The organism is Pseudoxanthomonas composti (assembly GCF_004122095.1).
GTDB lineage: Bacteria > Pseudomonadota > Gammaproteobacteria > Xanthomonadales > Xanthomonadaceae > Pseudoxanthomonas_A > Pseudoxanthomonas_A composti.
This window is the reverse complement of record NZ_SAWZ01000003.1, coordinates 168,853-194,694: the sequence shown is the minus strand read 5'-3', so window position 1 is coordinate 194,694 and position 25,842 is coordinate 168,853. Positions and strand designations below refer to the sequence as shown.

Annotated in this window: 20 protein-coding genes and 1 pseudogene; 11 read left to right on the top strand and 10 right to left on the bottom strand. The window is 69.3% G+C overall.

Translation table 11 applies throughout. The features are described from left to right. Positions 1-129 precede the first annotated feature (129 nt). The 6 genes and pseudogenes from EPA99_RS07350 to EPA99_RS07325 all read left to right on the top strand — a co-directional run bounded on the left by EPA99_RS07350 (position 130) and on the right by EPA99_RS07325 (position 7,063). A complete protein-coding gene (locus tag EPA99_RS07350; protein WP_129470561.1) occupies positions 130-2,472 on the top strand; it encodes a GH92 family glycosyl hydrolase in 2,343 nt (780 codons plus the stop codon). A 423-nt stretch (positions 2,473-2,895) separates the two neighbouring features. Then, positions 2,896-3,585 (top strand): hypothetical protein, encoded by a 690-nt coding sequence (locus EPA99_RS07345; protein ID WP_129470560.1) that lies wholly within the window; start codon positions 2,896-2,898, stop codon positions 3,583-3,585. A 286-nt stretch (positions 3,586-3,871) separates the two neighbouring features. Beyond that, positions 3,872-4,444, top strand: coding sequence for a DUF2058 domain-containing protein (locus tag EPA99_RS07340; RefSeq protein ID WP_129470559.1), 573 nt, complete (start codon positions 3,872-3,874; stop codon positions 4,442-4,444). Positions 4,445-4,640: 196 nt separating this feature from the next. Further along, the gene (locus tag EPA99_RS07335; protein WP_129470558.1) at positions 4,641-5,483 is read left to right on the top strand and encodes a helix-turn-helix transcriptional regulator; all 843 of its coding nucleotides are present in this window, start codon (positions 4,641-4,643) and stop codon (positions 5,481-5,483) included. A 201-nt stretch (positions 5,484-5,684) separates the two neighbouring features. Beyond that, positions 5,685-6,673 (top strand): annotated as a pseudogene (locus EPA99_RS07330) (MBL fold metallo-hydrolase). A 129-nt stretch (positions 6,674-6,802) separates the two neighbouring features. After that, complete coding sequence (locus EPA99_RS07325; protein ID WP_129470557.1) at positions 6,803-7,063, top strand: DUF4172 domain-containing protein; 261 nt, start codon at positions 6,803-6,805, stop codon at positions 7,061-7,063. 24 nt (positions 7,064-7,087) lie between these two features. Here the strand turns inward: EPA99_RS07325 and ilvD are convergent, their stop codons facing one another. Beyond that, positions 7,088-8,941, bottom strand: coding sequence for a dihydroxy-acid dehydratase (gene ilvD, locus EPA99_RS07320; RefSeq protein ID WP_129470556.1), 1,854 nt, complete (start codon positions 8,939-8,941; stop codon positions 7,088-7,090). A 309-nt stretch (positions 8,942-9,250) separates the two neighbouring features. On the opposite strand from ilvD, the gene EPA99_RS07315 reads away from it, so the two are divergent. The 4 genes from EPA99_RS07315 to EPA99_RS07300 all read left to right on the top strand — a co-directional run bounded on the left by EPA99_RS07315 (position 9,251) and on the right by EPA99_RS07300 (position 15,542). Beyond that, entirely contained in the window at positions 9,251-10,585 is a 1,335-nt protein-coding gene (locus EPA99_RS07315; RefSeq protein WP_241688309.1) for a glycoside hydrolase family 5 protein, read from the top strand. 80 nt (positions 10,586-10,665) lie between these two features. After that, entirely contained in the window at positions 10,666-11,202 is a 537-nt protein-coding gene (locus EPA99_RS07310) for a DUF1190 domain-containing protein (RefSeq protein WP_129470555.1), read from the top strand. A 30-nt stretch (positions 11,203-11,232) separates the two neighbouring features. Further along, the gene (locus EPA99_RS07305; RefSeq protein ID WP_129470554.1) at positions 11,233-12,417 is read left to right on the top strand and encodes a glutathionylspermidine synthase family protein; all 1,185 of its coding nucleotides are present in this window, start codon (positions 11,233-11,235) and stop codon (positions 12,415-12,417) included. A 344-nt stretch (positions 12,418-12,761) separates the two neighbouring features. After that, on the top strand, positions 12,762-15,542 hold the full coding sequence (locus tag EPA99_RS07300) for a TonB-dependent receptor (RefSeq protein ID WP_241688308.1): 2,781 nt from the start codon (positions 12,762-12,764) through the stop codon (positions 15,540-15,542). Positions 15,543-15,769: 227 nt separating this feature from the next. On the opposite strand, the gene EPA99_RS07295 is transcribed toward EPA99_RS07300, so the two are convergent. The 7 genes from EPA99_RS07295 to EPA99_RS07265 all read right to left on the bottom strand — a co-directional run bounded on the left by EPA99_RS07295 (position 15,770) and on the right by EPA99_RS07265 (position 23,640). Continuing rightward, positions 15,770-16,627, bottom strand: a complete 858-nt coding sequence (locus EPA99_RS07295; RefSeq protein ID WP_129470552.1) for a PA4780 family RIO1-like protein kinase — start codon at positions 16,625-16,627, stop codon at positions 15,770-15,772. A 131-nt stretch (positions 16,628-16,758) separates the two neighbouring features. Beyond that, positions 16,759-18,060, bottom strand: coding sequence for a DUF58 domain-containing protein (locus EPA99_RS07290; protein ID WP_129470551.1), 1,302 nt, complete (start codon positions 18,058-18,060; stop codon positions 16,759-16,761). Positions 18,061-18,190: 130 nt separating this feature from the next. After that, positions 18,191-19,183 carry an AAA family ATPase gene (locus tag EPA99_RS07285; protein WP_129470550.1) on the bottom strand — a complete coding sequence of 331 codons (993 nt, stop codon included), beginning with the start codon at positions 19,181-19,183 and terminating at the stop codon, positions 18,191-18,193. Continuing rightward, complete coding sequence (locus EPA99_RS19075) at positions 19,180-20,382, bottom strand: DUF4350 domain-containing protein (RefSeq protein WP_129470549.1); 1,203 nt, start codon at positions 20,380-20,382, stop codon at positions 19,180-19,182. The genes EPA99_RS07285 and EPA99_RS19075 overlap by 4 nt, the downstream gene beginning before the upstream one ends. Beyond that, positions 20,379-21,971, bottom strand: a complete 1,593-nt coding sequence (locus EPA99_RS07275; protein WP_129470548.1) for a DUF4129 domain-containing protein — start codon at positions 21,969-21,971, stop codon at positions 20,379-20,381. Before EPA99_RS07275 ends, EPA99_RS19075 begins: the two co-directional genes overlap by 4 nt. After that, positions 21,968-22,963 (bottom strand): stage II sporulation protein M, encoded by a 996-nt coding sequence (locus tag EPA99_RS07270; RefSeq protein ID WP_129470547.1) that lies wholly within the window; start codon positions 22,961-22,963, stop codon positions 21,968-21,970. Before EPA99_RS07270 ends, EPA99_RS07275 begins: the two co-directional genes overlap by 4 nt. Beyond that, a complete protein-coding gene (locus tag EPA99_RS07265; RefSeq protein ID WP_129470546.1) occupies positions 22,960-23,640 on the bottom strand; it encodes an RDD family protein in 681 nt (226 codons plus the stop codon). The genes EPA99_RS07270 and EPA99_RS07265 overlap by 4 nt, the downstream gene beginning before the upstream one ends. Positions 23,641-23,828: 188 nt before the next feature. Between EPA99_RS07265 and EPA99_RS07260 the strand changes: the two genes are divergently transcribed. After that, on the top strand, positions 23,829-24,092 hold the full coding sequence (locus EPA99_RS07260) for a YkgJ family cysteine cluster protein (protein WP_129470545.1): 264 nt from the start codon (positions 23,829-23,831) through the stop codon (positions 24,090-24,092). Here EPA99_RS07260 and EPA99_RS07255 read toward each other — a convergent pair. Both EPA99_RS07255 and EPA99_RS07250 read right to left on the bottom strand, forming a co-directional pair. Further along, positions 24,089-24,991, bottom strand: a complete 903-nt coding sequence (locus EPA99_RS07255) for a DUF2167 domain-containing protein (protein ID WP_129470544.1) — start codon at positions 24,989-24,991, stop codon at positions 24,089-24,091. The genes EPA99_RS07260 and EPA99_RS07255 overlap by 4 nt on opposite strands. 85 nt (positions 24,992-25,076) lie before the next feature. Next, positions 25,077-25,616, bottom strand: coding sequence for a gamma carbonic anhydrase family protein (locus tag EPA99_RS07250; RefSeq protein ID WP_129470543.1), 540 nt, complete (start codon positions 25,614-25,616; stop codon positions 25,077-25,079). Between the last annotated feature and the right edge of the window lie 226 nt (positions 25,617-25,842).

Sequence of the window (25,842 nt, the reverse complement as noted above, 5' to 3'; positions counted from 1 at the left end):
CACAGGCGTCGCGACGGCCGGCCATGATGCCAGCTGCAGTCGCGGTTACATGATGCGGTGCACCACGCCACCTGAGCGGACAATGATAGGGTTTCAATCGTTTTATTTCCGTTGATAGGTGAGAGAACGATGCACGCCATGCGATTGGTCGCCGCTGCGCTGATGACCGCCACGCTCGGAACGGCACACGCCCAGACACCGAGTTCCGTTGCCGATCAGGCATTTGCATCGGTGGATCCCTTCATCGGCACCGGTGGCGAAGGCCACACCTTCCCCGGTGCGACCACGCCCTTCGGCATGATCCAGCTCAGCCCGGACACGCGGATCCAGTCGCGCAAGGACGGCTATGGCTGGGCCGCCGGCTACCGCTACACCGATACGACCATCGTCGGCTTCTCGCATACGCACTTCTCCGGCACCGGGCATTCGGACCTGGGCGACGTGCTGGTGATGCCGATCGCCGGGCAGGTCAAGCTGAAGCGCGGCGACCCGGACCAGCCGGGCAGCGGCTATACCTCGCGTTTCTCGCACGACACCGAGAAAGCCGAACCCGGCTACTACGCGGTGACCCTGGCCGACTACAAGGTGCGCGCCGAACTCACCGCCAGCCCGCGCGTGGGCGTGCACCGCTATACCTTCCCCAAGGGCCAGCCCGCGCACGTGCTGGTGGACCTGCGCACCAGCATGTACGACTACCCGGGCAAGATCTCCTGGTCGCGCCTGCGCATCCAGCCCGATGGCACGGTGACCGGCTTCCGCGAGACCCGCGGCTGGGCGCCCGGTCGCCAGCTGTACTTCGCGATGAAGTTCTCGCGCCCGGTGAAGGGCCATGCCTTCCACAACACCGAGCAGGACATCCCCTACAAGGGGTTCGCCCCGCCGGCGGAGAAGGACCCGACCCAGCGCGCGCAGATCGAGGGCCGCCAGCTGGTAGGCACGCTGGACTTCGGCGATGCCTCGGCCGAGCCGCTGATCGTCAAGGTCGCCATCTCCCCGGTCAGCGAGGCTGGCGCCATCGCCAATCTCGATGCGGAAGTGCCGGCCTTCGATTTCGACGGCGTGCGCAGCGCGGCCAAGCAGACCTGGGGCAAGGCGCTGTCTGCCGTGGATGTGCAGGCGCCTGAGACGGACCGCACCAGCTTCTACACCGCTCTGTACCACACCATGCTGGGGCCGACGCTGTTCATGGACAGCGACGGCCGTTACCGCGGACCGGACAACGCCGTGCACCAGGCGCAGGGCTTCACCAACTACTCCACCTTCTCGCTGTGGGACACCTACCGCGCCCTGCATCCGCTGATGACGCTGACCCAGCCGGCGCAGCGCAACAACGACGTGGTCAATTCGCTGCTGGCCTCGCGCCGCGAAAGTCCCTACGGCATCCTGCCGGTGTGGTCGTTCCACGGTCTGGAGACCTGGTGCATGATCGGCTACCACGCCGTGCCGGTGATCGCCGACGCCTACATGAAGGGCATCCGCGGTTACGACACCGGTGAAGCGCTCGATGCCATGGTCGCCAGCGCCAACTACGGCCCCTACGATGGCATCAAGCAATACCGCGAGCTGGGCTACGTGCCGATCGACGAGGAGGGCGAAGCCGCCTCCAAGACCCTGGAATACGCCTTCGACGACTGGACCATCGCCCAGGTCGCCCAGGACATGGGGCGCAAGGACGTGGCCGCCAGCTTCGCCAAGCGCGCCGGCAACTGGAAGAACGCCTTCGACCCCAAAACCGGCTTCATGCGCGCCAAGCTGCGCAACGGCAAGTTCCGCGAGCCCTTCGATCCGGCGGCCAGCGGCTACGGCACCGATTTCACCGAAGGCAACGCCTGGCAGTACTCCTGGTACGTGCCGCAGGACGTGGCCGGCCTGGCCAAGGCCCATGGCGGCGCGGACAAGCTGCTGGGGCGGCTGGACGAGGTGTTCAATGCCAAAGTCGACCCGAAGATCTTCGAGCACATGGAAGACATCACCGGCCTGATCGGCTGGTACGCGCACGGCAACGAGCCCAGCCACCACGTCGCCTATCTGTATTCCTATGCCGGCCAGCCCTGGCGCTCGCAGGCGCGCCTGAAGCAGATCATGGAAAGCCAGTTCTCCGCGCGCCCGGATGGCCTGGTGGGCAACGACGACCTGGGCCAGATGTCGGCCTGGTACGTGTTCACCGCGCTGGGCTTCTACCCGGTGGCCCCGGCCAGCAACGAGTACATCATCGGCCGCCCGTTCCTGCCGCGCGCCACGCTGAACCTGCCCAACGGCAAGCAGTTCACCGTGACCGCCGAAGGCCTGGATGCCGCCCACGCCTACGTAGGTAGCGCCACCCTGAACGGCAAGCCGCTGGACCGCGCCTTCCTGCGTCATGAGGAGATCATGGCCGGCGGCGAGCTGCGCTTCACCATGCAGGCCGAGCCCAACAAGCAGTGGGGCACGCACCCGCAGCAGCAGCCGTACTCGCAGTCGACCAAGCGCTAGCAGTCAGCGCACGCGTGTGGGCAGCGGGCGAGTACGCCCGCTGACTGCATCGGCGCCTGATATGGAGCGCTGCCAACGCTGTTGGAACTGCCGGGAGCTGTCGAAGCTGTCGGGAGCTGGCAGCTGGGTATTTTTGTGGGAGCGGCTCCGGGTGGCCTCGGGCCATCAGCCGCGAAGAGGCTTTCCCGATAAAGCCCCTTCGCGGCTGATGGCCCGAGGCCAACCGGAGCCGCTCCCACATCATCCCTCCACAACTCTCTGCTGATCCCCGGGAAAGGCAAATCAGCACTCACCCCAGACCCTCTGCAAGCACCGCACCTGTCCTGAACCGGCACGCGCTCTCCTCAGGCTTCCCTCCCCGGCCACATCGGCTTAATGCCACGCTGGCCATGCTGCGCGGCGAAGTCCCCCGCGGAGCCGCACTTGAAGACCTCCATCTCCCTGCTGGCGCTGGCTATCGCCCTGTGCGGCTGCCAGTCGCGTGAGCCCGAGGCCGCGGCCACCGCCACTGTTCCGCCAACCTGTTCCACCGATGCGGACTGCGCCAGCGGCCAGCGCTGCGATCAGGGCTATTGCGGGGTCCCGGCCACCCCGCCGACCCCTGCCACCGGCACCGATGGCCGCGCGTCCGAGCCGGCCTACCAGGGCGCGCAGGACATCGCCAACGATGGTGGCATCCCTGGGGTTCCCGGCTGCAAGCCCGGCGATGGCCGCCGCGGCATCCCGGTGTGGGCGCCGCGCGTGCAGGGCCTGCAAGTCGACGCCGCGCCGCCGGCCGAGGCCGGCCAGATCGTCTACCTGCGACTGGACGTGACCGACGCGTCGCTGGAGTGCCGCGACGCGGAGACCGCGCGCTTCACCCTCGGCGGCCAGGCGGCGACGGGCGCTGGTGCGGACGCGGCTGCCGTTGCCGTCCGCGGCAACACCCAGCAGATCGGCCAGGTCTGCCGCTACTCCGGCCTGTATCGCAACGAGACCACCAACGGCGCGTCCTCCAAGGATGCGGCAGCGGCCGCCGGCGCGCAGGCCAGTTTCGTCGCCGTCGAGCCTGCCGACGTGGTGTCCACCAACCAGTACTGCCTGACGTCGCCACCGCCTGCCGACACGCCCTGAGAGTGCCTCGACTGACGCCTAGTTCGCCGCGTGGCAGCGGCTCTACGTGCCCTAGGGCCATCAGCCGCGAAGGCGCTTTCCCGAAGCGCCTCCTTCGCAACGAGAGCCGCGCCCGCCGGACGATCTGCCACCGACTCAAGCTGGCCAGGACAGGATCTTCTAGGCACCCTTGAACCGCACGCATCGTGGCCCCTGGGACGGTGGCGGAAAGGAGCCGCCACACGCCAGCGGCCGTCCCCAACGCCCGGCGCTACACTGCGCACCCGCAGTCTCCCCCAGTACCGTCATGCGTAATCCCCTGCAGGAACAGCTGCTCAAGGCCGGCCTGGTCAAGAAGGGCAAGGCCGACCAGATCGCCCGCGATCAGGTGAAGGCGCGCCTGGCCAAAGGCCCGGCCAAGCCGCCAGTCGATCAGGACAAGGTCGATGCGGCCAAGCTGCAAGCCGAACGCGCCGAGCGCGACCGTGCCCTGGCCGCCGAGCGCAACGCCCAGGCCAAGCGCCAGGAGCTGCAGGCGCAGATCCGGCAGATCGTCGACACGCACAAGGTCAAGCGCGGCGGCGAGATCGAATACCGTTTCAACGATGGCCAACGCATCCGCACCGTGCTGGTCGATGCCGCGCTTCGCACGCAACTGGCCAGTGGTGCCCTGGTGATCGTGCGTCATGGCGATGGCGTTGAACTGATCCCTCGCGCCGCCGCGCAGAAGGTCTACGAGCGCGACGGGGCCTGTGTGCTGCTCGACCACGGCCGCAAGGTTGGCGAGACATCGGCCGCGGCGGCGGACAACGCCACGCCCGCCAGCGACGACTTCTACGATCAGGACCGCTTCAAGGTGCCCGACGACCTGATCTGGTGACGCGCGCGGCGGCCGCTGACGAACTTCACGCTCTCGAGCTGCTTGGCTTAGACGTCCCCCAGGCGGGTGTCGTCGGCGGAGTGCGCGGGAGCGGCGGGCGGTCAGCAGACAGGGCAGGCGCGGATGTGGGCTCCGTGGGCATGGGCGTAGCGGACATCCTGTCCGAGCCGCGCGCCGCGCGTACCATGCCAGGGCAATGAACCATGCCCTGCCCGCGCGACAGACCCTGCTGGCCGACCTGGCCACGCTGGCCGACTGCGCTCGGGCCGAAGGTTTCGCCTGCATCGCCGCGCGCCGCGAACATGGCGCCCAGTCGGTGGACATCCCCGGGCCGCAGGTGGCGATCCTGCTACAAGGCCGCAAGCAGGTCAGCAGCGCGACGCAGCTGCTTGCGTTTGAGCCGGGCGATCTGTTCCTGACCACCCGGGCCTGCCGCATCGATGTGATCAACACGCCCGATGCCGCCAGCGGCCTGTACCTGACCGCGGTGATTCCCCTGTGCGCCGAGGTGCTGGAGGCCGCGCGTCTGCTCTGGGCCGAACCCCTGCCCCAACCCGGCCAAGCCCTGGCGCGACTGCCTATCGAGGAATTCGCCACGGCATTGCCGCTGTGGCGTCAGGCGCTCGCCGAAGGGCGCTACGCCGAAGCACGGCTGGTGCTGGCGGGCATGGTGGTGACGCTCTGCCGTCGCGGACACGGCAGCCTGCTGCTGCCACCCGAGCCGACCCTGGCCACGCAGGTGCAGGCGCTGGTGGCCGACCAACCGGAGCGCGACTGGCAGTCGCGCGATCTCGAGCAGGCGCTGTCGCTCAGTGGGGCCACCCTGCGCCGCCGCCTGGCCGCCGAACGCACCTCCCTGCGCCAGCTCATCGTCGAGGCGCGTCTGGCACGCGCGATGGAACTGCTCTACACCACGCGCTGGCCGTTGAAGACCGTTGCCGCCCGCGTGGGCTACCGTTCGGCACGCAGCTTTAGCCAGCGCTTCCAGCAGCGCTATGGGCTGGACCCGGCACGCATCGGCAACCAGTTGCCGGACTGAACGCCGCGGCGCTCGCCTGCGTGCCAGTGAGTACGAGGGCTGCGTGAGCCGCCCAGCGCGCGTGCGCTGGCCGCGATGCGCAAGGCTGCGCTGTCGCGCACGGCTGAGCGTTGCGCGCAGGCGGTTGAGCGATTCGCGCGCGCTGCCTCTCCCAGCATGTGCCCAGGGCGCCATCCGGCGCGCATCCCTGGAGACTCCCGCATGACCCTGTTCTCACCACGTTTGCTACTCGCCGCGGCCCTGCTGAGCGCGGGCGGCGCCTGCGGCGGTGCCGCGCACGCCAGCGCAAGCGATAGGCCCACCGCGCAGGTGCCCGGCTATTACCGGCAGCAGATCGGCAGGCTGCGGGTGACCGCGCTGTTCGATGGCACCGTGGCCTTGCCGCGCCAGCAGCTGCTCGGCGTCGACGCCGGCAACATCACCCGCCTGCTGGACGGCCGCTACGTGCCTGAGGACGGCAAGGGCCTGCAGACCGCGGTCAACGCCTACCTGGTGCAGGACGGCACCCATCTCATCCTGGTGGACACCGGTACCGCCAACTGCTTCGGCCCCGGCCTGGGCCAGGTGCTGAGCAACCTGCGCGCGGCCGGCGTGGACCCGGCGCAGGTGGACGACGTGCTGCTCACCCATGCCCACCCGGACCATCTGTGCGGCGTGCTTGGTGCGCAGGGCCAGGTGGCCTATCCCAACGCCAGGCTGTGGCTGACCCGGGCCGATGCGGCCTACTGGCTCGATCCCGCGTCCGAGCCCAACGCGCCGCAGCCTTGCGGGCCTTCCCACTGGCCCGCAAGGCCGTGGCGCCTTATCAAGCCCAGGGCCGCCTGCGCCTGTTCGCGCCAGGCGACGCGCTGCCAGGCGAGGTGCAGGCGCTGGATTCGCATGGCCACACGGTTGGCCATGTGTCCTATCTGTTCGACGGCGGCGCTGGGCAGCGGCTGCTGGTGTGGGGTGACATCGTCCACTACCACGCCGTGCAGTTTGCCAAGCCGCAGGCCTCGTTCGAGGCCGACAGTGACCGCATCGCCGCCATCGCCGCACGTCGGCGACTGATGCAGCAGGCCACCGACGCCGGCTGGTGGGTTGCCGGCGCCCATCTGCCCTTCCCCGGTCTGGGCCATATCCGCAAGGAGGACGAAGCCTTCGCCTGGGTGCCGGCGGAGTTCACCCCGCTGCCGCTGGCGACACCTTGAAGCAGCACTGGCAGCGTGACGGGGCGCTCCTGACCGCAAGACTGGCGGATGCGCCGATCAGGATGAATATCGGCTCATTCAATGAGCCGATTACTCGACTCATTCGGCTCATCCATCAGGACGATTGCGATGACCTCGCCTCTCTGGATCTGGCAACAGCCGGACTGGCCCCAGTTCCACTGGCAGGCCGAGGCGCTGGCGCCGCAGCTGAGAGCCTGCCAGAAGGTATCCAAGGCGACCGCGACCCGACACCTGTCCGATCTTGTGGAGAAAGGCTGCCTGCGCCGGCTGCCCGGCGGCGGCCGCAGCACCCGCTACGCCATCAACACGCCTGTGCGCGGCATTGCCCTGCCGACGCGTGCCTCAAGCGGAACAGACAGCGTTCCATGACCTCGAAACGCAAGGGGCGCGATCTCAGCCGTCCAGCAGCGCCTTGTCGCGCACGGCGCCCTTGTCGGCGCTGGTGGCGAGCAGGGCATAGGCCTTCAATGCGGTGCTGACCTTGCGCGGCCGTGCTTCGGCCGGCTTCCAGCCGCGGGCGTCCTGTTCGACGCGTCGGGTGGCCAGCTCCTGCTCGGACACCAGCAGGTTGATGCCGCGGTTGGGGATGTCGATCAGGATCCTGTCGCCATCGCGCACCAGGCCGATGGCGCCGCCGGCGGCCGCTTCCGGCGAGGCGTGGCCGATGGACAGGCCCGAGGTGCCGCCGGAAAAGCGCCCGTCGGTCAGCAACGCGCACTGCTTGCCCAGGCCCTTGGATTTCAGGTACGAGGTCGGGTACAGCATCTCCTGCATGCCCGGGCCGCCCTTGGGGCCTTCGTAGCGGATCACCACCACGTCGCCGGCCTTGACCTCATCGCCCAGGATGCCCTTGACCGCCGCGTCCTGGCTTTCGAACACCTTGGCCGTGCCTTCGAACACGTGGATCGATTCGTCCACGCCGGCGGTCTTCACCACGCAGCCGTCCAGTGCGATGTTGCCGTAAAGCACGGCCAGGCCGCCTTCGGCCGAATAGGCGTGCGCGACGCTGCGGATGCAGCCTTTCGCGCGGTCCACGTCCAGCGACGGCCAGCGCGTGGCCTGGCTGAAGGCCACCTGCGTCGGGATGCCCGCGGGGCCTGCCTTGTAGAAGGTCTGCACGGCCTGGTCCGCGCTGAGGGCCACATCCCACTTGCCGATGGCATCGGCCAGGGTCCTGGCATGCACGGTGGGCACCTCGGTGTGCAGCAGCCCGCCACGCGCCAGTTCGCCCAGGATCGCCATGATGCCGCCGGCGCGGTGCACGTCCTCGATGTGGTACTTCTGCGTGTTCGGCGCGACCTTGCACAGCTGCGGCACGCGTCGCGAGAGCCGGTCGATGTCGCGCATGTCGAAGGGCACCTCGCCCTCCTGCGCGGCGGCCAGCAGATGCAGGATGGTATTGGTCGAGCCGCCCATGGCGATGTCCAGCGTCATCGCGTTCTCGAAGGCTTCGAAGGTGGCGATGCCGCGCGGCAGTGCAGTCGGATCCTCCGCCCCGTACCAGCGGTGGCACAGCTCCACCGCGGTGACGCCGGCCTTCTTGAACAGCGCCTCGCGATCGGCATGGGTGGCCACCACGGTGCCGTTGCCCGGCAGCGAGAGCCCCAGGGCCTCGGTCAGGCAATTCATCGAGTTGGCGGTGAACATGCCGCTGCACGAGCCGCAGGTCGGGCAGGCGCTGCGCTCGACCGCGGCGACCTGTTCGTCCGTCGCGTTCGGATCGGCGGCCATCACCATGGCATCGATCAGGTCCAGCTTGTGCTCGGCGAAGTTGCCGTCGGCCAGCCGGGTCTTGCCGGCCTCCATCGGCCCGCCGGACACGAACACGGTCGGGATGTTCAGGCGCAGCGCGGCCATCAACATGCCCGGGGTGATCTTGTCGCAGTTGGAGATGCACACCAGCGCATCGGCGCAGTGCGCATTGACCATGTACTCCACCGAGTCGGCGATGATCTCGCGACTGGGCAGCGAATACAGCATGCCGTCGTGGCCCATGGCGATGCCGTCGTCCACCGCGATGGTGTCGAACTCCTTGGCCACCCCGCCCACGCGCTCGATCTCGCGCGCGACCAGCTGGCCAAGATCCTTCAGGTGCACGTGGCCGGGCACGAACTGGGTGAAGGAATTGGCGATGGCGATGATGGGCTTGTGGAAGTCTCCATCCTGCATGCCAGTGGCGCGCCACAGCGCGCGCGCGCCGGCCATGTTGCGGCCGTGGGTGGAGGTCTTGGAACGATAGTCGGGCATGGCGGGGTACGTCTTGGCGGCGAGCGGCGAGGCTGGCGTGGGCACCTATTCTTGCCCGTTTCCTCGGTTGCTGCTGCAACGGATCGACCGCGCGTGCACGCAAGGGCCGCCACAGCAGCGTCGTCGCACCGCGCGCCGTTTCCGAACGCGCACGCCACGATCGACGACCAGCACAGCCGCAAAGCGCCCGCGAGACTGTCAACTGGTTCGCAGAAAGCCACGCGTTGCTCGCGGCAAACTGGGGCGTGTCGCCGCGCTGCAGGGGGAGCGGTCAAGGAATCCACCAACGGCACCGCAGGAGGCGCCCCCATGTCCGATGCAGTACTTCCCCCAGGCCATCAGTCCCGCTCAGGCAGCGGCGGTCTCACCCGACGCAGCTTCGTCCAGGGCGGCGCCGCGCTGGGATTGCTGACAGCCACCGGCCTGATCGGCCGCGCCAGCGCGCAGACCAAAACGCTGCCGCTGGCCGGCCTGAATCTCTCGGGACTGGCCTCGAACAACTACGTCGAGAACGCCAGGATCGGCACGCACTACCGCGACATCACCGAGCAGCACATCGCCGCGGCCGGCGCATGCCCGCTGTTCCGCCTGCCCACCACCGCGCAACGCTTCAGCACCGGGCAGGGCGGCCCGCTGAACCCGGGCTACGTCAAGCAGGTCGAGGACGTCCTCAACCGGGTCGCCGCGGCGGGCAAGCTGGCCATCCTGGAGCTGCACGACTACATGCGCCTGCCGCACCGGGTCGCGACCAAGTCAGGCTATCGGCGCGATGGCGCTGGCAGGCTGGTCGGCCCCGACGGCAGGCTGGTGACCGACCCGGCCGACGATGCGATCTGGCAAGACACCTATCGAAAGGGCGCCTTCCTCTACCAGGGCTACTTCGATGGCGCCGACGATCTGCTGAAGCTGTACGAATACCGGGTGATCGGCACGCCCGGCTGCAAGCTCTACAACGATGCCGGCCTGCCCGACCTGTGGGCGCGCATCGTCAGCCGCTTCCGCAGCCATCCGGCGATCTTCGGCTGGGGCCTGATGAACGAGCCCTACCAGGGCCCGGAAAAGCTGGCCGACGGCCGCGACCTGGACATGGCCGCGCATTGGCTCAAGACCGCGACCAACACCACCGCGCGCATCTTCAGCCGCGACACCCAGCACTATGTGTTCATCTGCGGCAACCAGTTCGCCAGCGCACGGCTGTGGCCGGAGCTGTCCGACGCGCTGGGCGACATCCCCGATCCCTATGGCCGCATCGTCTACGAGGCGCACAACTACCTGGACAACGATGGCACCGGCGGCGGGGCGTGGAAGGACCGCAACGAGGTCGTGAAACCGGAAACGGGCATCTGGATGACCGAGCCCTTCGTCGAGTGGCTCAGGCAGCGGCGCAAGCGCGGCTACCTGGGCGAGCACGGCTACCCGGAAGGCAACCAGAGCGCGCAGGAGGCGACCCGGCGCATGCTGGCCTACCTGCAGGAGAACAACGTGCCCAGCACGCAGTGGTGCTTCGGGCCGGGCTGGCCGGCCGATGACGTCCTCGGCATGAGCCGCGACATCGATGCGAAGTCCATCCAGGTCAAGGGCAACATGGCCGCGGTCGAGCCGTTCTTCAAGGCACGGCTGGCCGATTACATTCCGCCCATCTAAGCGGTTCCTGGGACGGCGTGGGTTTCCTGCCCACGCCGTTTTCGGCATCATCGTGGTCAGCACCGCCAAAGACGACAATGATGAAACGTTCCCGCACGACCTCGTTGCTGTTGATGGGCGCAGCGCCCTTGCTGCTCAGCGCCTGCAGCAAGGAGCCGGAAGTCCAGGAAGGCCTCTACACCTCCGTGGAGGCTTGCTACCAGGCCACCGGCGACCAGGCCGCCTGCAAGAGCGCCTTCGACAAGGCCCAGCAGGCGTCCGCCGACCAGGCGCCGCGCTACGCCTCGCGCGCCGAGTGCGAGCAGGAGTACAGCGCCGATCGCTGCGTGGAACAGCGCACCAGCCAGGGGCACTCCTTCGTCGGACCGCTGATGGCCGGCTTCTTCATGTCGCAGATGCTCAACAACCGCGGCGCCGGCCTGACCAGCGCGCCGGCGTTCCAGGACCGCAGCAATGGCTGGGTCAAGCCGGACACTTCCAAGGCCTTTGGTGGCGCCACCGCCTTCACCGGCAACAAGGCCATGAGCCCGGTCACCAACCAGCCCAACCGTGCCATGACCGTCAGCCGCGGCGGCTTCGGCAGCCGCAGCTCCGGGCGCAGCAGCTTCGGCGGCTAAGCCCCACCGTCTTTTCGGCACCTTCCAACGATGCAGCGTCTTTCCATTGTCGAGCGCGGCGACTGGCGCGCGCAGGCGGCCGCGTGCGGCTTCGATTTCCACACCATCGACGGTGCGCCGTACTGGGACGAGACCGCGTACTACGCCTTCACCCTGCGGCAGATCGAGGACGACATCGAGGACCCCAGCGCCGAGCTGCACGCCATGGCGATGGACCTGGTGGATGAGGTGGTCGGCAGCGAGGAACTGCTGTCCAGGCTGGCCATCCCCGAGTACACCTGGAACTGGATCGCCGAGAGCTGGCGGCAGCGCCAGCCGCACCTGTACGGGCGCCTGGACCTGGCCTACGACGGCAACGGCCCGGCCAAGCTCTACGAACTGAACTACGACACGCCGACCTCGCTGTTCGAGGCCGCCTTCTTCCAGTGGCAATGGCTGGAGGACCAGCGCCAGGCCGGGCGCCTGCCCGAGTACGCTGACCAGTTCAACGCCCTGCACGAGGCGCTGGTGGCGCGCTTTGCGGAGATTGCCCCGCGCCTGCCGCCGCCGCTGATGTTCGCCTCGGTGCATGCCTCGGGCGAGGACCGCGGCACGGTCGAGTACCTGCGCGACTGCGCGGCGCAGGCCGGCCTGCAGGGCGAGGCGATCGACATCGAGGAGATCGGCCTGTCCGATGACGGCCGTTTCACCGACCTGGACGATGTGGTGATCGGCACGCTGTTCAAGCTGTACCCGCTGGAGGACCTGTTCGCCGAGAGTTTCGGCAAGGCCTTGCCGGGCTCGGGCCTGCAGCTGCTGGAGCCGGCATGGAAGGCGGTGCTGAGCAACAAGGGCATCCTGCCGCTGCTGTGGCAACGCCACCAGGGGCATCCCAACCTGCTGGCCGCGCATTTCGACGAGGGCGGCGCGCTGCCGGCCGGCTGGGTGCGCAAGCCGCTGCACTCGCGCGAAGGCGCCAACATCACCCTGCACCTGCCCGACGGCAGCCTGCAGGAAAGCGACGGCCCCTATGCCGGCCCGTGCATCCGCCAGGCCATGCACCTGCTGCCGGCCTTCGCCGGGCGTTACCCGCTGATCGGCAGCTGGGTCATTGGCGATGCTGCATGCGGCATGGGCATCCGCGAAGACGAGGGCCGCATCACCCGCGACAGCGCGCGCTTCGTGCCGCACGCCATCCTCGACGCGCCACCGTCGCAGGGCGTGATCTACGCCTGATGCGCGGGCCCGCAGCCGGGCCCACAGCCAGGCACTCACGCGATAGGTGAGCCCGTCATCCCGGCGCAGGTCGGGATGACGGTTGTCTGAGTGTGCTCGTTGTCGGGCCGATCGCACCTGCCCCGCGAAATCGCCACCAGGCGTCGCATCGCCGGCGCACGCCGCATATCGCATGCCGTTTCGAAATAAAGCGATCACATTCGGTCACTAACCTCGGCGCGCCGGTTTCCGGCCCTCCCACGGGCAGCTGTCTTCTTCCCGCGCTTGCGCGCGGGGCGGCGCGCCCACCGACACCGAATGCAACGGGGAACAACCTGATGATGACCACCTGCCGGGAGGCGGCCTTGTCCGCCCCCCACCGGAAGCTGTTGAGCCTGGCGATCGGCCACGCCCTGATCGGCGGCCTGCTCTGCGCGCCACTCCACACCCTGGCGCAGGAGACGACCGCGGCGACGCCGGACGGCAGCACCACGCTCGAGGCCCGGCAGCTGGACACGGTGACCGTGGCCGGCACCTACAGCAAGGCCCTGGAGAAGGCCACCGACCTCAAGCGCTACGACGTGCGCTTCTCCGATTCCATCGTGGCCACCGACGTGGCCGACTTCCCCGAGCAGAACCTGGCCGAGGCCATGCAGCGCATGCCCGGCGTGACCATCGAGCGCAACAAGGGCCTGGGCACGCGCGTGAACGTGCGCGGCCTGCCCTCGGAGTTCACCATGGTCTCGATCAACAACCTGGCCACCGCCTCCGGCAGCGGCGGGCGCGACGTGCAGTTCGACATCTTCGCCTCGGAGGTGCTGCAGAGCGTGACCGTGCAGAAGTCGCCGACGGCGGCCGACGAGGAGGGCGGCATCGCAGGTTCGGTGCAGATCGCCACCGCGCGCCCCTTTGATTTCGACCAGCGCAAGCTGGCCTTCTCCGCCGAGGCCGCGCACAACTCCATCTCCGAGGAAGTGGACCCCAAGCTGTCCTTCATCGCCAGCGACACCTGGGGCGACTGGGGCGCACTGGTGTCCTACTCGCGCGCCCAGCGCACCAACCGCACCGATGCCAACTCCGGCATCAACTTCCGCCCGATGGGCCGCTTCCTGGAAGCTTCGGGCACGCGCGGCACGCAGGCCGCCGCGGTGCTGGCGCGCGATGCCGGCATCGTCGTCAAGGACCGCCGGGATAGCAACGAGACCAGCCGCATCGTGTTCCAGGACAAGGTCGGCGACCGCGTCTACCTCAACGACCAGGAACAGTGGGGCGCCACGGCCTCGCTGCAGTACAAGCCCAGCAACACCTTTGGCCTTAGCCTGGACGCGATGCTCGGCGGTTTCGACACCACCGAGGACGAATACGACGCCGCCGCCTACACCGCCTCCAGCCGCAGCACACTGGACACCATCCACGCCTACGACGACACCACGCTCTCGCAATACGGCATGGTGGTGCTGCGCGATGTCTCCTACACCGCGACCCAGCACGAGATGCTGAGCAAGGAACGGATCAACGAGACCGACTACCGCCAGCTCAGCGCCAACCTGGATTGGGCGCCGGGCGACTGGAAGGTCAACGCGCTGGTCGGCTATTCCGGGGCGCGACGCGACTCGGACTTTGCCAACCTCAAGCACGTGGCCTATGGTCCCTCGCGCAGCCGCTGGACCGCCCGCGGCGGCGAGACGCTGCCGAGTGCGGGCTTTGACATGTACAACAGCCCAGGCGCGTACCGCTTCGAGGCCTACGAGACCGAGGTCGAGCAGGTCAAGGACGACAAGTACGCCGCGCAGCTGGACCTGACCCGGCAGATGAACCTGGCCTTCCTGCCGGCATTGAGCAGCGTGCAGTTCGGCGCGCGCTACACCGACAAGTCCAAGACCCGCGAATACGGCATGGGCAAGATCCAGGGCCCGGGCGCCGGCAGCACGGCTTGGGTGAATACCCGCACGCTGGCCGACAGCCCCTTGCGCAACGTCACCGACATCACCGGCGGCAAGGCCTACCAGGTCAAGGAGCTGCAATGGGCACAGGTGTCCAACGACGATGCGCGGCGGATCTTCCGCTATCCCGGCTACGTCACGCCGCTGGACGACGGCCAGTTCTACCAGGTCGATGAGCAGGTGCTGAGCCTGTACGCGATGGCCAATTTCGATTTCGACATCGGCCGCGTGCCGGTGCACATCAACGCCGGCGCGCGTGGCGTGGACACCACGGTGGATTCCTCCGGCTTTCACCAGGTGCAGAACAGCGACGGCAGCACCGGCTATACCGCCACGCCGATCTCCAAGCAAGGCAGCTACCGCGACGTCCTGCCGAGCCTGAACATGAACGCCGAGCTGGCCCACAACCTGCTGCTGCGCGCGGCCGCGTCGGAGACGCTGATGCGCCCGGCGCTGACCGATATCGCCTACAAGCGCACGGTCAGCTGGAACGACTTCCGCTTCAGCGACGGCAACCCGGACCTCAAGCCGACCACGGCCAAGCAGTGGGAGGTGGGCCTGGAGCAGTACCTGGACAACGGCGGCCTGCTGGCGGCCTCGTATTTCTGGAAGCAGATCCAGGGCGTGGTGCGGCAGGAACTGACCGGCGTGGTGCCCAATGTGGAGAAGCTCAACGCCAATGGCTCGCTGGATGGCTACTACGACTTCGACGTGTACCAGCCGGTCAATGCCGACGGCGCCTACAAGGTCACCGGCCTGGAGCTGGTCGCCCAGCTGCCGCTGAGCATGCTGCACCCGGCGCTGGAGGGCTTGGGCATCAATGCCAACTACACCATGCTGGACAATTCGCTGACCGGCGCCTCGGACCTGGACATCCCCACCCCGCCGGAAGGCCTGGCCGAGAAGGCCTACAACTTCACCCTGTACTACGAGCGCGATCGCTTCGACGCGCGGGTGTCCTACAACTACAAGGACAAGTACGTGGAGTACATCGAGCGCAACATGTACCCGGTGTACCGCGACGCCTACGGCCAGACCGACCTGTCGATGGGCTATCGCCTCAACGACCACATGAAGCTCAGCCTGGAAGTGATCAACCTCACCGACGAGGCGACCACCGGCTACACCATCGACCCGGCTTTCCCGACCATGTACGAACTGTCGGGCCGTCGCGTCAGCCTGGGCTTCCGCGCCGACTTCTGAGCGGTGTTGGGTCTTTCTCCCGTCTGTGGAGGGACCTGTGCAGGCCGCCTGCGGGAGGAGGAAAGCGACTTTGCCCTTCCCCCGCCTGCGGGGGACGGTGCCCGACATGGCGAATGGGGCTGCGCGATGCTTGATGGCCAAAGCGCCCCCATCGGGCGCTTCGCGCCACCTTCTCCCGCGTGCGGGAGAAGGGATCAGTGCGGGCCCTTACGGGGAAGGGGCAAGGCTCAGTCGTCCTCGGCCGCCGCCTCGCGCCCCTGCTGGCGGATCAGCGCTTCCTGGCGCGCCTCGTTGATTGCCTCGCGCACGCTGTCCAGGTCCACGGTTCGCGCGTCGGGGGTGAACTTGCCGGTCAGCACCGTGCCCGGCAACAGCTCGCCGGCCTCGAACAGCTTCCACATCTCCTCGCCATACCAGGTGTCCAGCAGCTCCGGCGCCCAGCGTCCGAAGTAGGCGGTGAGGTTGTTGACATCGCGCAGCAGCATGCTGCGCGCGGCGTTGTTGCCGGCGGCGCTGACCACCTGCGGGAAGTCGATCACGATCGGCCCGTCGGCGGCGACCAGCACGTTGTACGGCGACAGATCGCCGTGGATCAGCCCGCAGCACAGCATCAACACGACCTGACGGATCAGCACCGCGTGGTAGTCGCGCGCCTGCTGGGGAGTCAGTTCCACCTCGCCCAGGCGTGGGGCGGAGAATCCTTCCGCGTCGGTGACCAGCTCCATCACCAGCACGCCATGGAAGTAGCCGAAGGGCTCGGGCACGCGCATGCCGGCCTCGCGCAGCTGGTACAGCGCTTCGACCTCGGTGTTCTTCCAGGCCACTTCCTGCTGCTTGCGGCCGTACTTGCTGGACTTGCCGATGGCCCGCGCCTCGCGGCTGCCGCGGACCTTGCGCCCTTCCTGGTACTGCGTGCGCTGCTGGAAGCTGCGCTGGGCCATGTCCTTGTAGACCTTGGCGCAGCGCACCTCATCGCCGCTGCGCACGACGTAAACAGCCGCCTCCTTGCCGCTCTTGAGCGGCCGCAACACGGCATCGATGACGCCGTCGTCGATCAGCGCCTGCAAACCTGGTGGAGTCTTCACGAAATCCCTGCGTCTGGCCGAAACAAAGCCGGTCCTGTTGAAACGATTCTCTCACCCTCCCGTCAACGCTGCATCCGCATGTTCGCAACGCACGCCCGCTCTACCGGCGTCGCAAAGATTTTCCGCGGGCGCTACAGCAGGCCGTCGCGCTTGACCGCCAGATAGCGCTCGACCAGCGCGCCGGGCAGTTGCTCGGCGGTGACATCCAGCACCATCACCCGGTGGCTGCGCAGCAGGTCGTGGGCGGCGGCGCGTTGCTCCAGGTAGCGGGCCACGGCGGCGCTGTGGATGGCATCCTTCAGGTCCTCCACCTCGGCCGTCAGCGCCGTATCCAGCACCGATTCGCGCAGGCTGGCCACGCACACCAGGTGGCGCTTGCCGAGCAGGCGCACCGCGGCCAGCAGGTCCTCGATGTCCTCATCGCGCACGTTGGTGGACAGCATCACCAGCGCGCGGCGGCGCTGGCGCAGGACGAACTCGCTGGCCGCGGCCAGGTAGTCGGTGGCCACCGGCTGCGGCTGCAGGTCGTAGCTGGCGCGCAACAGCGGGTCGATGCCACCCGGGCCGCGCTGCGGCGGCACCCAGCGGCTTTGCCCGCCAGTGGCGAACAAGCCCACCGCATCGCCCTGGCGCAGGGCCAGGTAGGACACCACCAGCGAGGCGTTGAGCACATGGTCGAAGTGCCCCAGCATGCCCTCGCGCGCCAGCATGCGCCGGCCGGTGTCCAGCATCATCACCAGCTGCTGGTTCTTCTCGTCCTGGTACTCGCGCGAGATCAGCTTGCGCGCCCGGGCGGTGGCCTTCCAGTCGATCTGGCGCAGGCTGTCGCCCACGCGGTACTCGCGCATCTGGTTGAAGTCGGTGCCCTCGCCGCGGCGGCGCTTGAGATGCGCGCCCATCAGCCGCGAGGCCTGCTCGGCGCTGAGCAGGGCAAAGCGCGCCAGCGGAGCGAAGTCCGGATACACGCGCACCGACTGCGGCGCGCCGATCACCCGCGATTGCCGCCACAGCCGCCAGGGCGAGCGCAGGCGCAGCTGCACGCCGACGAAGCTCGCATCGCCGCGGGCGGTGGGCTTGAGCCGATAGGTCAGGCTCAAGGCTTCATCGGCCACCAGCTGCACCCGCTGCGGCAGGTCGCGCATGTCCCAGCCGCCGGGGTGCAGGTCGTGCACCTGCGCGAACTGTCGCTTCACCTGCGGCTGCAGGGTCAGGGTGACCGGCCGCTCGACATCCAGCGCCAGCGCGTCGGGCACGCGGCGCGTGACCAGCGGCGAGGGCTGCCGGTACAGGCGCAGGCCATCGACCAGCACCAGCAGGCCCAGCGCGCCACCGAACAGCTGCCAGCTCCACAGCGGCACCGGCAGCAGGAACAGCGCCAGTCCCAGCAGCGACCAGGCCACCAGCAACACCAGCAGCAGCGGTGCCGGTCTCATCGCGCCCAGTCCTTCGTGCATGGACACAGCGCGCCCGGCGGCCGCGGGCCATCGGCGGGCAGCGCCCGTGCCTGGTGCGCGCGCGCGCGGCCGAGGCGGCCCGATCGCGATGCCGGCATCGCCCGTGCAATCACTTGCGTGGCGCCTCCACCTTGGCCAGCAGTGCGGTGAGCACATCGTCCGGCGACTGGCCTTCGATCTGCAGCTCCGGGGCCAGCGCGATGCGGTGGCGCAGGGCGGGCCTGGCGATCTCGCGCACATCGTCCGGGGTGACGAAGCCGCGACCGGCCAGCACCGCCTGCGCGCGCGCCGCGCGCACCAGAGCGATGCTGCCGCGCGGGCCGGCGCCCAGCGAGATGCCCGGCCAGTTGCGCGTGGCCGCCACGATGCGCACGGCATAGTCGATCACCTGCGCATCCACCGTCACCGCGGCCGTGGCGCGCTGCAGGGTCTGCACGTCCTCGGCCGTGGCCACCCGCTGCACCGCGCTGAGGTCGAAATCGCTGCTGATGCGGCCGGTGGTGATGGCATCGACCATGCGCTTTTCGTCCTCCAGCTGCGGATAGCCGATCAGCACCTTCAGCAGGAAGCGGTCCAGCTGCGCCTCGGGCAGCGGATAGGTGCCCTCCTGCTCCACCGGGTTCTGCGTGGCCAGGGTCATGAACGGCGGCGGCAGCGAAAAGGGCTTGCCCTCGATGGTGACCTGGCCTTCCTGCATCACCTCCAGCAGCGCCGACTGGGTCTTGGCCGGGGCGCGGTTGATCTCGTCGGCCAGCAGCAGGTGGGTGAACACCGGGCCGCGGCGGATCTTGAAGCCCTCGGTCTTGGGGTCGTAGACCGCATGGCCGCTGATGTCGCTGGGCATCAGGTCCGGGGTGAACTGCACGCGTGCGTAGGTCAGGTCCATGGCCTGGGCCAGCGCGCGCACCAGCAGGGTCTTGCCCAGCCCGGGCACGCCTTCGATCAGCACGTGGCCGCCGGCCAGCAGCGCGATCAGGATCTGGTCCAGCGCCTCGTGCTGGCCGATGAAGGCCTTGGCGACCTCATCGCGCAGCGTGCGCACCCGTGCGGCCACGGCGTCGTCGTGGGCAGGCACCGAGGGGAGCGGCGGAATCTCGGTCATAGTCGGTTCCTCATGTGGATCAGAAGGGAGATGCGGTCGCGGAACTGGGCGTCGGCGTTGCCGGCCGGGACCTGCAGGGCCTGGACGATGCGCGCCGCGTCCAGGCCCAGGCGCTGGGCCAGCAGCTCGGCCTGGGCCTGACCGCCCAGCGAGGCGGCCAGCGGATCGCGCCGGCGCAGCCGCAGCAGGAAAGCCTGGCGCACGGCCGCGTACAGCAGCGGGCCCTTGCCGTAGCGGTAGAGGTGCTCGCCGCTGGCGCGCACGTGCTCCAGCAGCGAGCGGCGATCGCCCGGCGGCGGAGGCAGCAGCGGGCCGAAACGCTGCATGCGCGCCCACAGCCAGGCCAGCACCGCCAGCAGCAGGGGCAGCCACACCGGCCAGCCGTTGACCAGCAGCGTGCGCAGCAGCGAGGGCGCCTTGGCCCCGTAGATCAGATGCACCGTGCCCTGGCCGTAATTGGGCGCCAGGATGCGCAGGGCCATGCGCTGGTGCGGCACGTCGCGCAGGCCGCCGGTCCTGCGGCCCTGGCCCAGGCCGAAGACATTGCCGGCCAGGCCGCCATCGTTGGTGAGGAAATCCATGTCCGCCAGCACATCGACATAGCCTTCGCCGTAGCCCAGGCGCGCGTAGGCATAGCCGGCCTGCAGGTCGCCCCAGGCCAGCTCGGGCTCGACCTCCTCGAAGGTGAAGCGGCGGCCGGAGCAGAACTCGCTGTGCGGGTCCTGGCCCTGGATCGTCAGCGACAGGCAGTCGCTGTCCCGCTCCAGGACCTGCACGTCCAGCGCTTCCAGCAGCGGCACCTGGATCTGGCGCTCCCAGGCTTCGGCCGGCGGCGTGCGCACGATCAGATGGCCGCCTGCCCATACCCAGTCCAGCAGGCGCTCGCGCTCGACCGGGCCGATCGCGCGCGGGTCGCCCAGCACCAGCAAGGTGTCGCGGGGCGCCAGCGGCTGCTTGGCCAGGTCCGCGCGCATGCGCGACTCGGCCGGCACCCCGGCCGCGCGCAGCGTCTGCCGCAGCGCGTACAGCGGGTTGTAGCCGGCCTCGCCCCGCGGCGGCAGGTCGATGGTGTGCTCGACCCGTTCGAAGTTGCCAAGGAACCAGCCGGTCCCCAGCACCACCACGACCAGCGCGAGCAGGAACAGCAGCCCGCCCTTGGCGCCACGCACGCTGCTGGAGCCGCTGCGCACCCGGCTCATGCGCGCCACCCGAAGCGCTGCTGCAAGTCGCCGACCAAGCTGTCGAAGGCGGCATCGTCCGGCAGCGTCTGCGCATAGGCCGCGTACTGCCACACCCGCACGGCCTGCGCGAAGCTGGCGCGGTCGGCCGCCTCGGGCATGCGCCGGGCCGCACGCAGGCACTCGGCCTCGGTCGCGCCCGGGGCCAGCGTCACCCCGGCCCGCAGCACCATGGCCTCCACGCTGGCCCGGTACAGCAGCGCCAGCGCATCGCGCGCGCGTCCCCTGGCCCACAGCGCGCGCGCCTGGGTCGCCACGTCCGGCGGCAGCGGCAGCACCGGCTCGACCGCCTGGCTGCGCTGCGGCGCGGCCTGGACCGGCTCCTGGCGCAGCCCACGCATCCACTTGAGCCAGTACGGCGCGGTCCACAGCAGCAGGATCACCAGCAGCGCGGCCAGCATCCACAGCCCCCATTCGCCCAGGAAAGCGATCACGCTGCCAAAGGCCGCCAGCCAGGGCAGCGAGGGCTTGGCCGAGGCCGCGTCCTCTTTCGGATCGCGCGCCTCCCAGCGCTTGACCGTGCGCTGGCTGCCCAGCAGCGGGTCCTGGTAGGCCTTGGCCGCGGCGCGCTCGAAGGCGGCATCGTCGATGCCGGCCTGGTCCTGGCCGAACACGTCCTGCAGCGAGGCGCCGGTTTCCGCCTCATCCTCTTCCTCGTCCTCGTCCGGACCGACCTGCGCCTGCTGCTGCGGCGCGACGGCCGGTGCCGGATCGCGCGCCTGCGCCTGGGCCGGCGCCTGTGCGCCCAGCGACAGCGCGCCCAGCAGCAGCACCGACAGGCTGCTGGCGGTCAGTCGCTGGCGCATGCGCCGGAACACGATCTCCACGTCCCAGGCTTCGATCTGGGTACGGCGGTTGAGATACAGGCCGAAGCCGGCGCCGACATAGAACGGCTCCACCAGCGTCTCGGCCAGCCACATGAAGGCCGCCACGATCATCCAGGCCCACCACGGCGGATCCTCGGTGGCCATGGTCCAGGCCGCGCGCCCGGCTTCGGGCAGGTCATCGACCGGCACGAACATGAAGATCAGCGCGATGCAGGCCAGGGTCAGCGCCTGCGCGAACATCACGCAGACCCAGGTCAGCAGACCGGCATGCAGGTACACCGGCTGGCCGAGTACGCGCCGGCGCTGGCGCTGCTGCGGGCCGCCGGCGCCGCTGCCCTCCAGCAGGTCCACCGGCATCAGCAGCGAACGCGCCGGGCTCAGCCGCCGCCAGGTCAGATAGCCCAGCATCGGCCGCCACCCCCAGCGCAGCTGCGCGGCCAGGGTCTGCCGCGTGCCCGGCACCTGGCCGAAGGTCGCGCGCGAGATGACGAACAGCGGGATGCGGTCGAACAGCGGCTTGATCCACCACAGCAGCCACATCGCCAGCCACGGCCGCTCCAGCCAGCTGGTCAGCGCGCCGATCAGCGCGAACACCGGCAGGCTGGCCAGCAGCCAGGGTTTCCAGATGGCCGCGGCGTGCCGCCGCACCAGCGCGATTCCCAGCTCCTCGGCCTCCCAGGCGGTGCGCGCGCGCAGGCGCACGGTGAGCTGGTCCAGCCTCATTCCAGCGGCCCCAGCTGGCGGCCGCCGCGCCACAGCCAGGCGAACACCAGCAGCCACAGCACCCCGGCCACGCTGTATTTGATCGGCGCGGGGATGGAGTTGATGGACGACCAGAACGCCTCGATGAAAGCCGCCACCAGCAGCATCAAGGCCACGCCCAGCGCCAGCTTGGCGCCCTTGGTGCCGGCATGGACCAGGCCGTCGCGGCGGCTGCGCTGGCCCGGCGCCAGCCAGCCCAGGCCCAGCTGCAGCCCGGCGCCGCCGGCGATGACGATGGCGGTCAGCTCGAACGCGCCATGCCCGCATACGAAGCGCCACAGCGTGTCGCTGTAGCCGATCTGCTGCAGGTGGCCGAACACCGCACCGATGGTGAGGCCGTTGAACACCAGCACCAGCATTGACCCGACGCCGAACAACAGGCCGCTGGCGAAGGTGCGCAGGCCGATGCTGATGTTGTTCATGATGTAGTAGCCGAACATCTGCCAGTCGCCGCCGCTTTCCCGGCCGATGCGGTTGTGCGCACTGGCCGGGTCGTACATGGCTTCCAGCTGGGCCAGCTGCTGCGGGCCCATCAGGCCGTGGACCAGCTCAGGGCGCACCTGCAGGGCGATGAACACCGCCCCCAGCGGCAGCACGAACAACGCCGTGGCCACCCACATGCACAACGCCTCGCTGCGCACCAGCCGCGGGAAGTCGGCGAGCACGAACTCCAGCGCCGCCCGCCAGCGCGGCGCGCGCGTGCGGTACAGCAGGCCGTGGCCGCGCTGCATCAGGTCCTGCAGGCGGTTGGTCACCACCGGGCTGTAGCCCCGCCGCTGCGCCAGCGCCAGCTGCTGGCACAGGCGCCGATAGGCCTGCGGCACCTGGTCATCGCCCAGCACGCCGGCATTGGCGGTGCCGCGCGCCTTGCGTGCCTGCCCGCGGGTCTGCAGCCAGTGCTCGAAGGCGTTCCATTCCGGCTGGTGGCGGGCGACGAACTGCTCCTGCTTCATGTGCGCCCCAGCAACCAGTTGGCGATGCCGTACAGCCGCAGCACCCCGGCCTGGCCGCGCGCGCGGGTCAGCGGTTCGGCGATGTCGGCCAGTTCCTGCTGGCGCTCGGGCGTCAGCCGCGGCGCGCGCTCGCCGAAGGCGACGATGGCCGCGTGCTCGTCCGGGCGCAGCGGCAGCGGCGGCGCCAGCACCGCGTTGACCGGCGCCGGCGCATGCGCCGGTTCGCGCTGGGCATGCACCACCAGGGTGCCGGCGGCCAGGTCGCCCAGGCGACGGCCGTGGGCATCGGCCAGGCAGCTGAGCAGGCCCAGCGCGTAGCCGAACGGCAGCATGTCCACGGTGCGCAGCAGGTTGCGGGCGATGGCCGCCATCCAGCCCACCGGGCCGCCGTCGGCGGCCACCACCTGCAGGCCCAGCACGCGCTTGCCCACGGTGCGCCCGTCCCACAGCGCCTCCAGCACGATGGGATAGGCCCAGTACACCAGGAACATCACGATCAGCTGAATCCCGCCGCCCATGCCGGGAATGACCGCCAGCACCATGCCCGACACCGACAGCGCGGCCAGGCGCACGGCCAGGTCGATCCCCCAGGCCACCGCACGCGGCACCGGCCCGGCGGCCGGCAGCTGCAGGGCCACGCCTTCGGGCGTGAGCACATCGCGGGTGGTGTCCAGCATCAGCGGGTCCGGCCGTGCGGGTCGGGGCGGTCGATCAATGCGGCCTCCTGGCCGGCGCTGCGTGGGCTGGCATGCGCGTTCGATGTCCTCTGGCTTGCCGCGGGCGCCGGTCGCGTCCGCGTCGTTCAGGCCGGAACTGTAACGTCCCGGTGCCGGCACTGCACAGGCCCGGCGCTAAACTGGCACGCATGTCCGCACCTGCCTGCCGCAGCGGCTGCGCCGCCTGCTGCATCGCCCCCTCCATCACCTCGCCGATCCCCGGCATGCCGCAGGGCAAGCCGGCGGGCGTGCCCTGCGTGCAGCTGGACGCCGACCTGCGCTGCCGGCTGTTCGGGCAGCCGCAGCGCCCGGCGTTCTGCGCCTCGCTGCGGCCGCAGCCGGACATGTGCGGCAGCTCGCGCCAGGATGCGCTGATGCGGCTGACCTGGCTGGAGCGGCAGACGCGGCCCTAGGCCGCCTTGGACTCGCGCTCGCCGCGCGAGAACAGCTTGCGCACCAGCCCGCCCAGGAAGACCACGGCAATCAGCCCCAGCTTCCAGCCCTTGGCCAGCAGCAGGCCGAGCTTGGCCAGCAGGCCGGTCTTGGCCGCCAGGCCACCGCCGATCAGCGCGGCCACGCCGTAAGCGGCGACCTTGTCGGTGGACGGGTTGTGGTCGGCATAGCGCGCGCCGCTGTCGAACTCGGTCATCGGCAGCAGCTGCTGCATGCCGGCCTGCACCTGCTGCAGCTCGCCCATGCCGGCCACCGCGTTGAGGCTGAGGTAGCCATGACGTCCCAGCACGCGGATGTCGTAGTTCAGGGTGTGCTGCGCGGCGCCGTTGAAGTCCAGCTCCTTGGCCCAGTACAGCTTCTTGCTGGCCGCGTCGTAACGCGGCGGCACCGCCCAGCCGACCAGCTCGACGCGGCCGAACCCAGCCTTCTCGCGTTCGGCGTTAGCCTCGCGCGTGGCGCCCTGCATGTCCTTGAGCATGCCGTCGTAGTCGATCTTGGCCGCGTCCTCGTCCGAGACATACCCCTCGTCCGAATAGGTCACCACCACCGCCCAGCTGTCGTCGGCGGCCAGCGAGGTCGAGGCCGGCACCACCATGCCCAGTACGCTGTCGTCCTCCGGGTTGCCCCAGAACTGCTCCAGCACCCGGCGCGCATCGGCCTTGTCCAGGTAGCGGAACTCCGGCCCGAGCTGGAAATGCGCCTTGGCTTCCGGCACCTGGATCTGGCCGCTGCGGAAGTGCAGCGAGTCAACGAACGCCTCGGCGCTGGAGGCCCCATCCTGGTCCTGCCGGGCCCACGCCGGCAGCGCGCACATCAGCAACGAGGCGACCAGCAGGCCGCGCAACGACACGTGTTTCATCTTCGGTTCCCCGTCCTTGGGCATCCCCATGCCCGCGGCCGAAGTGTCGCCGAGAGCGGGCGGCGCTGGCAAGGCGGGGCCGGGCTCAGCCGCCTTGCGCCAGGTATTGATCCTTGATGCGCACGTAGTGCTGTGCCGAATACAGCAGGCCTTGGATGTCCTTGTCCGACAGCGCGCGCGCCGGCCGCGCCGGATTACCCACCCACAGCGTGCCGCTGCCCACACGCTTGCCGGGGCCGACCACCGCGCCGGCGGCGACGAAGGCGTTGGGCTCGATCACCGCGCCATCCAGGATGATCGCCCCCATCCCGATCAGGCAGGCATCGCCGATCGTGCAGGCATGGATGATGGTGCCGTGGCCCAGGGTGACGTCCGCGCCGATCAGGGTCGGGTAGCCGCCCTTGTTGTACGGACTGTCGTGGCTGACGTGGATGATGGTGCCGTCCTGCACGTTGGTGCGCGCCCCGATGCGCACGTGGTTGACGTCGCCGCGGATCACCGTGCCCGGCCACACCGAGACATCGTCCTCCAGCACCACATCGCCGATCACCGTGCAGGCAGGATCGACATACACGCGTTGCCCCAATTGCGGGGTCTTGTCCAGGTACGGGCGCAGGTTGTTCATGGCGGCGATTGTAGGCCGCATGCGCGATCGCCATGGTGGACAAGCTTCGCGTTGTCCACCCTACGTCGGGTGGATGACGCGCTTTCCATCCACCATCGTCGCAACACGCACCCATCGCAACGGCAGTGACCGCGTAGGGTGGATGACGCTCTTCCATCCACCAGTGGGTCCCTCTCCAACGCATCGACGCATGCCAAATCCGGAGCCTGTGATGAAATAAGGCCGC

Excerpts from the sequence above, each read along its gene's own strand:
- EPA99_RS07350 (WP_129470561.1), top strand. The coding sequence starts at position 130 with ATGCACGCCATGCGATTGGTCGCCGCTGCGCTGATGACCGCCACGCTC.
- EPA99_RS07340 (WP_129470559.1), top strand. The coding sequence starts at position 3,872 with ATGCGTAATCCCCTGCAGGAACAGCTGCTCAAGGCCGGCCTGGTCAAG.
- EPA99_RS07335 (WP_129470558.1), top strand. The coding sequence starts at position 4,641 with ATGAACCATGCCCTGCCCGCGCGACAGACCCTGCTGGCCGACCTGGCC.
- EPA99_RS07325 (WP_129470557.1), top strand. The coding sequence starts at position 6,803 with ATGACCTCGCCTCTCTGGATCTGGCAACAGCCGGACTGGCCCCAGTTC.
- ilvD (WP_129470556.1), bottom strand. The coding sequence starts at position 8,941 with ATGCCCGACTATCGTTCCAAGACCTCCACCCACGGCCGCAACATGGCC.
- EPA99_RS07315 (WP_241688309.1), top strand. The coding sequence starts at position 9,251 with ATGTCCGATGCAGTACTTCCCCCAGGCCATCAGTCCCGCTCAGGCAGC.
- EPA99_RS07310 (WP_129470555.1), top strand. The coding sequence starts at position 10,666 with ATGAAACGTTCCCGCACGACCTCGTTGCTGTTGATGGGCGCAGCGCCC.
- EPA99_RS07305 (WP_129470554.1), top strand. The coding sequence starts at position 11,233 with ATGCAGCGTCTTTCCATTGTCGAGCGCGGCGACTGGCGCGCGCAGGCG.
- EPA99_RS07290 (WP_129470551.1), bottom strand. The coding sequence starts at position 18,060 with ATGAGACCGGCACCGCTGCTGCTGGTGTTGCTGGTGGCCTGGTCGCTG.
- EPA99_RS07285 (WP_129470550.1), bottom strand. The coding sequence starts at position 19,183 with ATGACCGAGATTCCGCCGCTCCCCTCGGTGCCTGCCCACGACGACGCC.
- EPA99_RS19075 (WP_129470549.1), bottom strand. The coding sequence starts at position 20,382 with ATGAGCCGGGTGCGCAGCGGCTCCAGCAGCGTGCGTGGCGCCAAGGGC.
- EPA99_RS07275 (WP_129470548.1), bottom strand. The coding sequence starts at position 21,971 with ATGAGGCTGGACCAGCTCACCGTGCGCCTGCGCGCGCGCACCGCCTGG.
- EPA99_RS07270 (WP_129470547.1), bottom strand. The coding sequence starts at position 22,963 with ATGAAGCAGGAGCAGTTCGTCGCCCGCCACCAGCCGGAATGGAACGCC.
- EPA99_RS07265 (WP_129470546.1), bottom strand. The coding sequence starts at position 23,640 with ATGCTGGACACCACCCGCGATGTGCTCACGCCCGAAGGCGTGGCCCTG.
- EPA99_RS07260 (WP_129470545.1), top strand. The coding sequence starts at position 23,829 with ATGTCCGCACCTGCCTGCCGCAGCGGCTGCGCCGCCTGCTGCATCGCC.
- EPA99_RS07255 (WP_129470544.1), bottom strand. The coding sequence starts at position 24,991 with ATGAAACACGTGTCGTTGCGCGGCCTGCTGGTCGCCTCGTTGCTGATG.
- EPA99_RS07250 (WP_129470543.1), bottom strand. The coding sequence starts at position 25,616 with ATGAACAACCTGCGCCCGTACCTGGACAAGACCCCGCAATTGGGGCAA.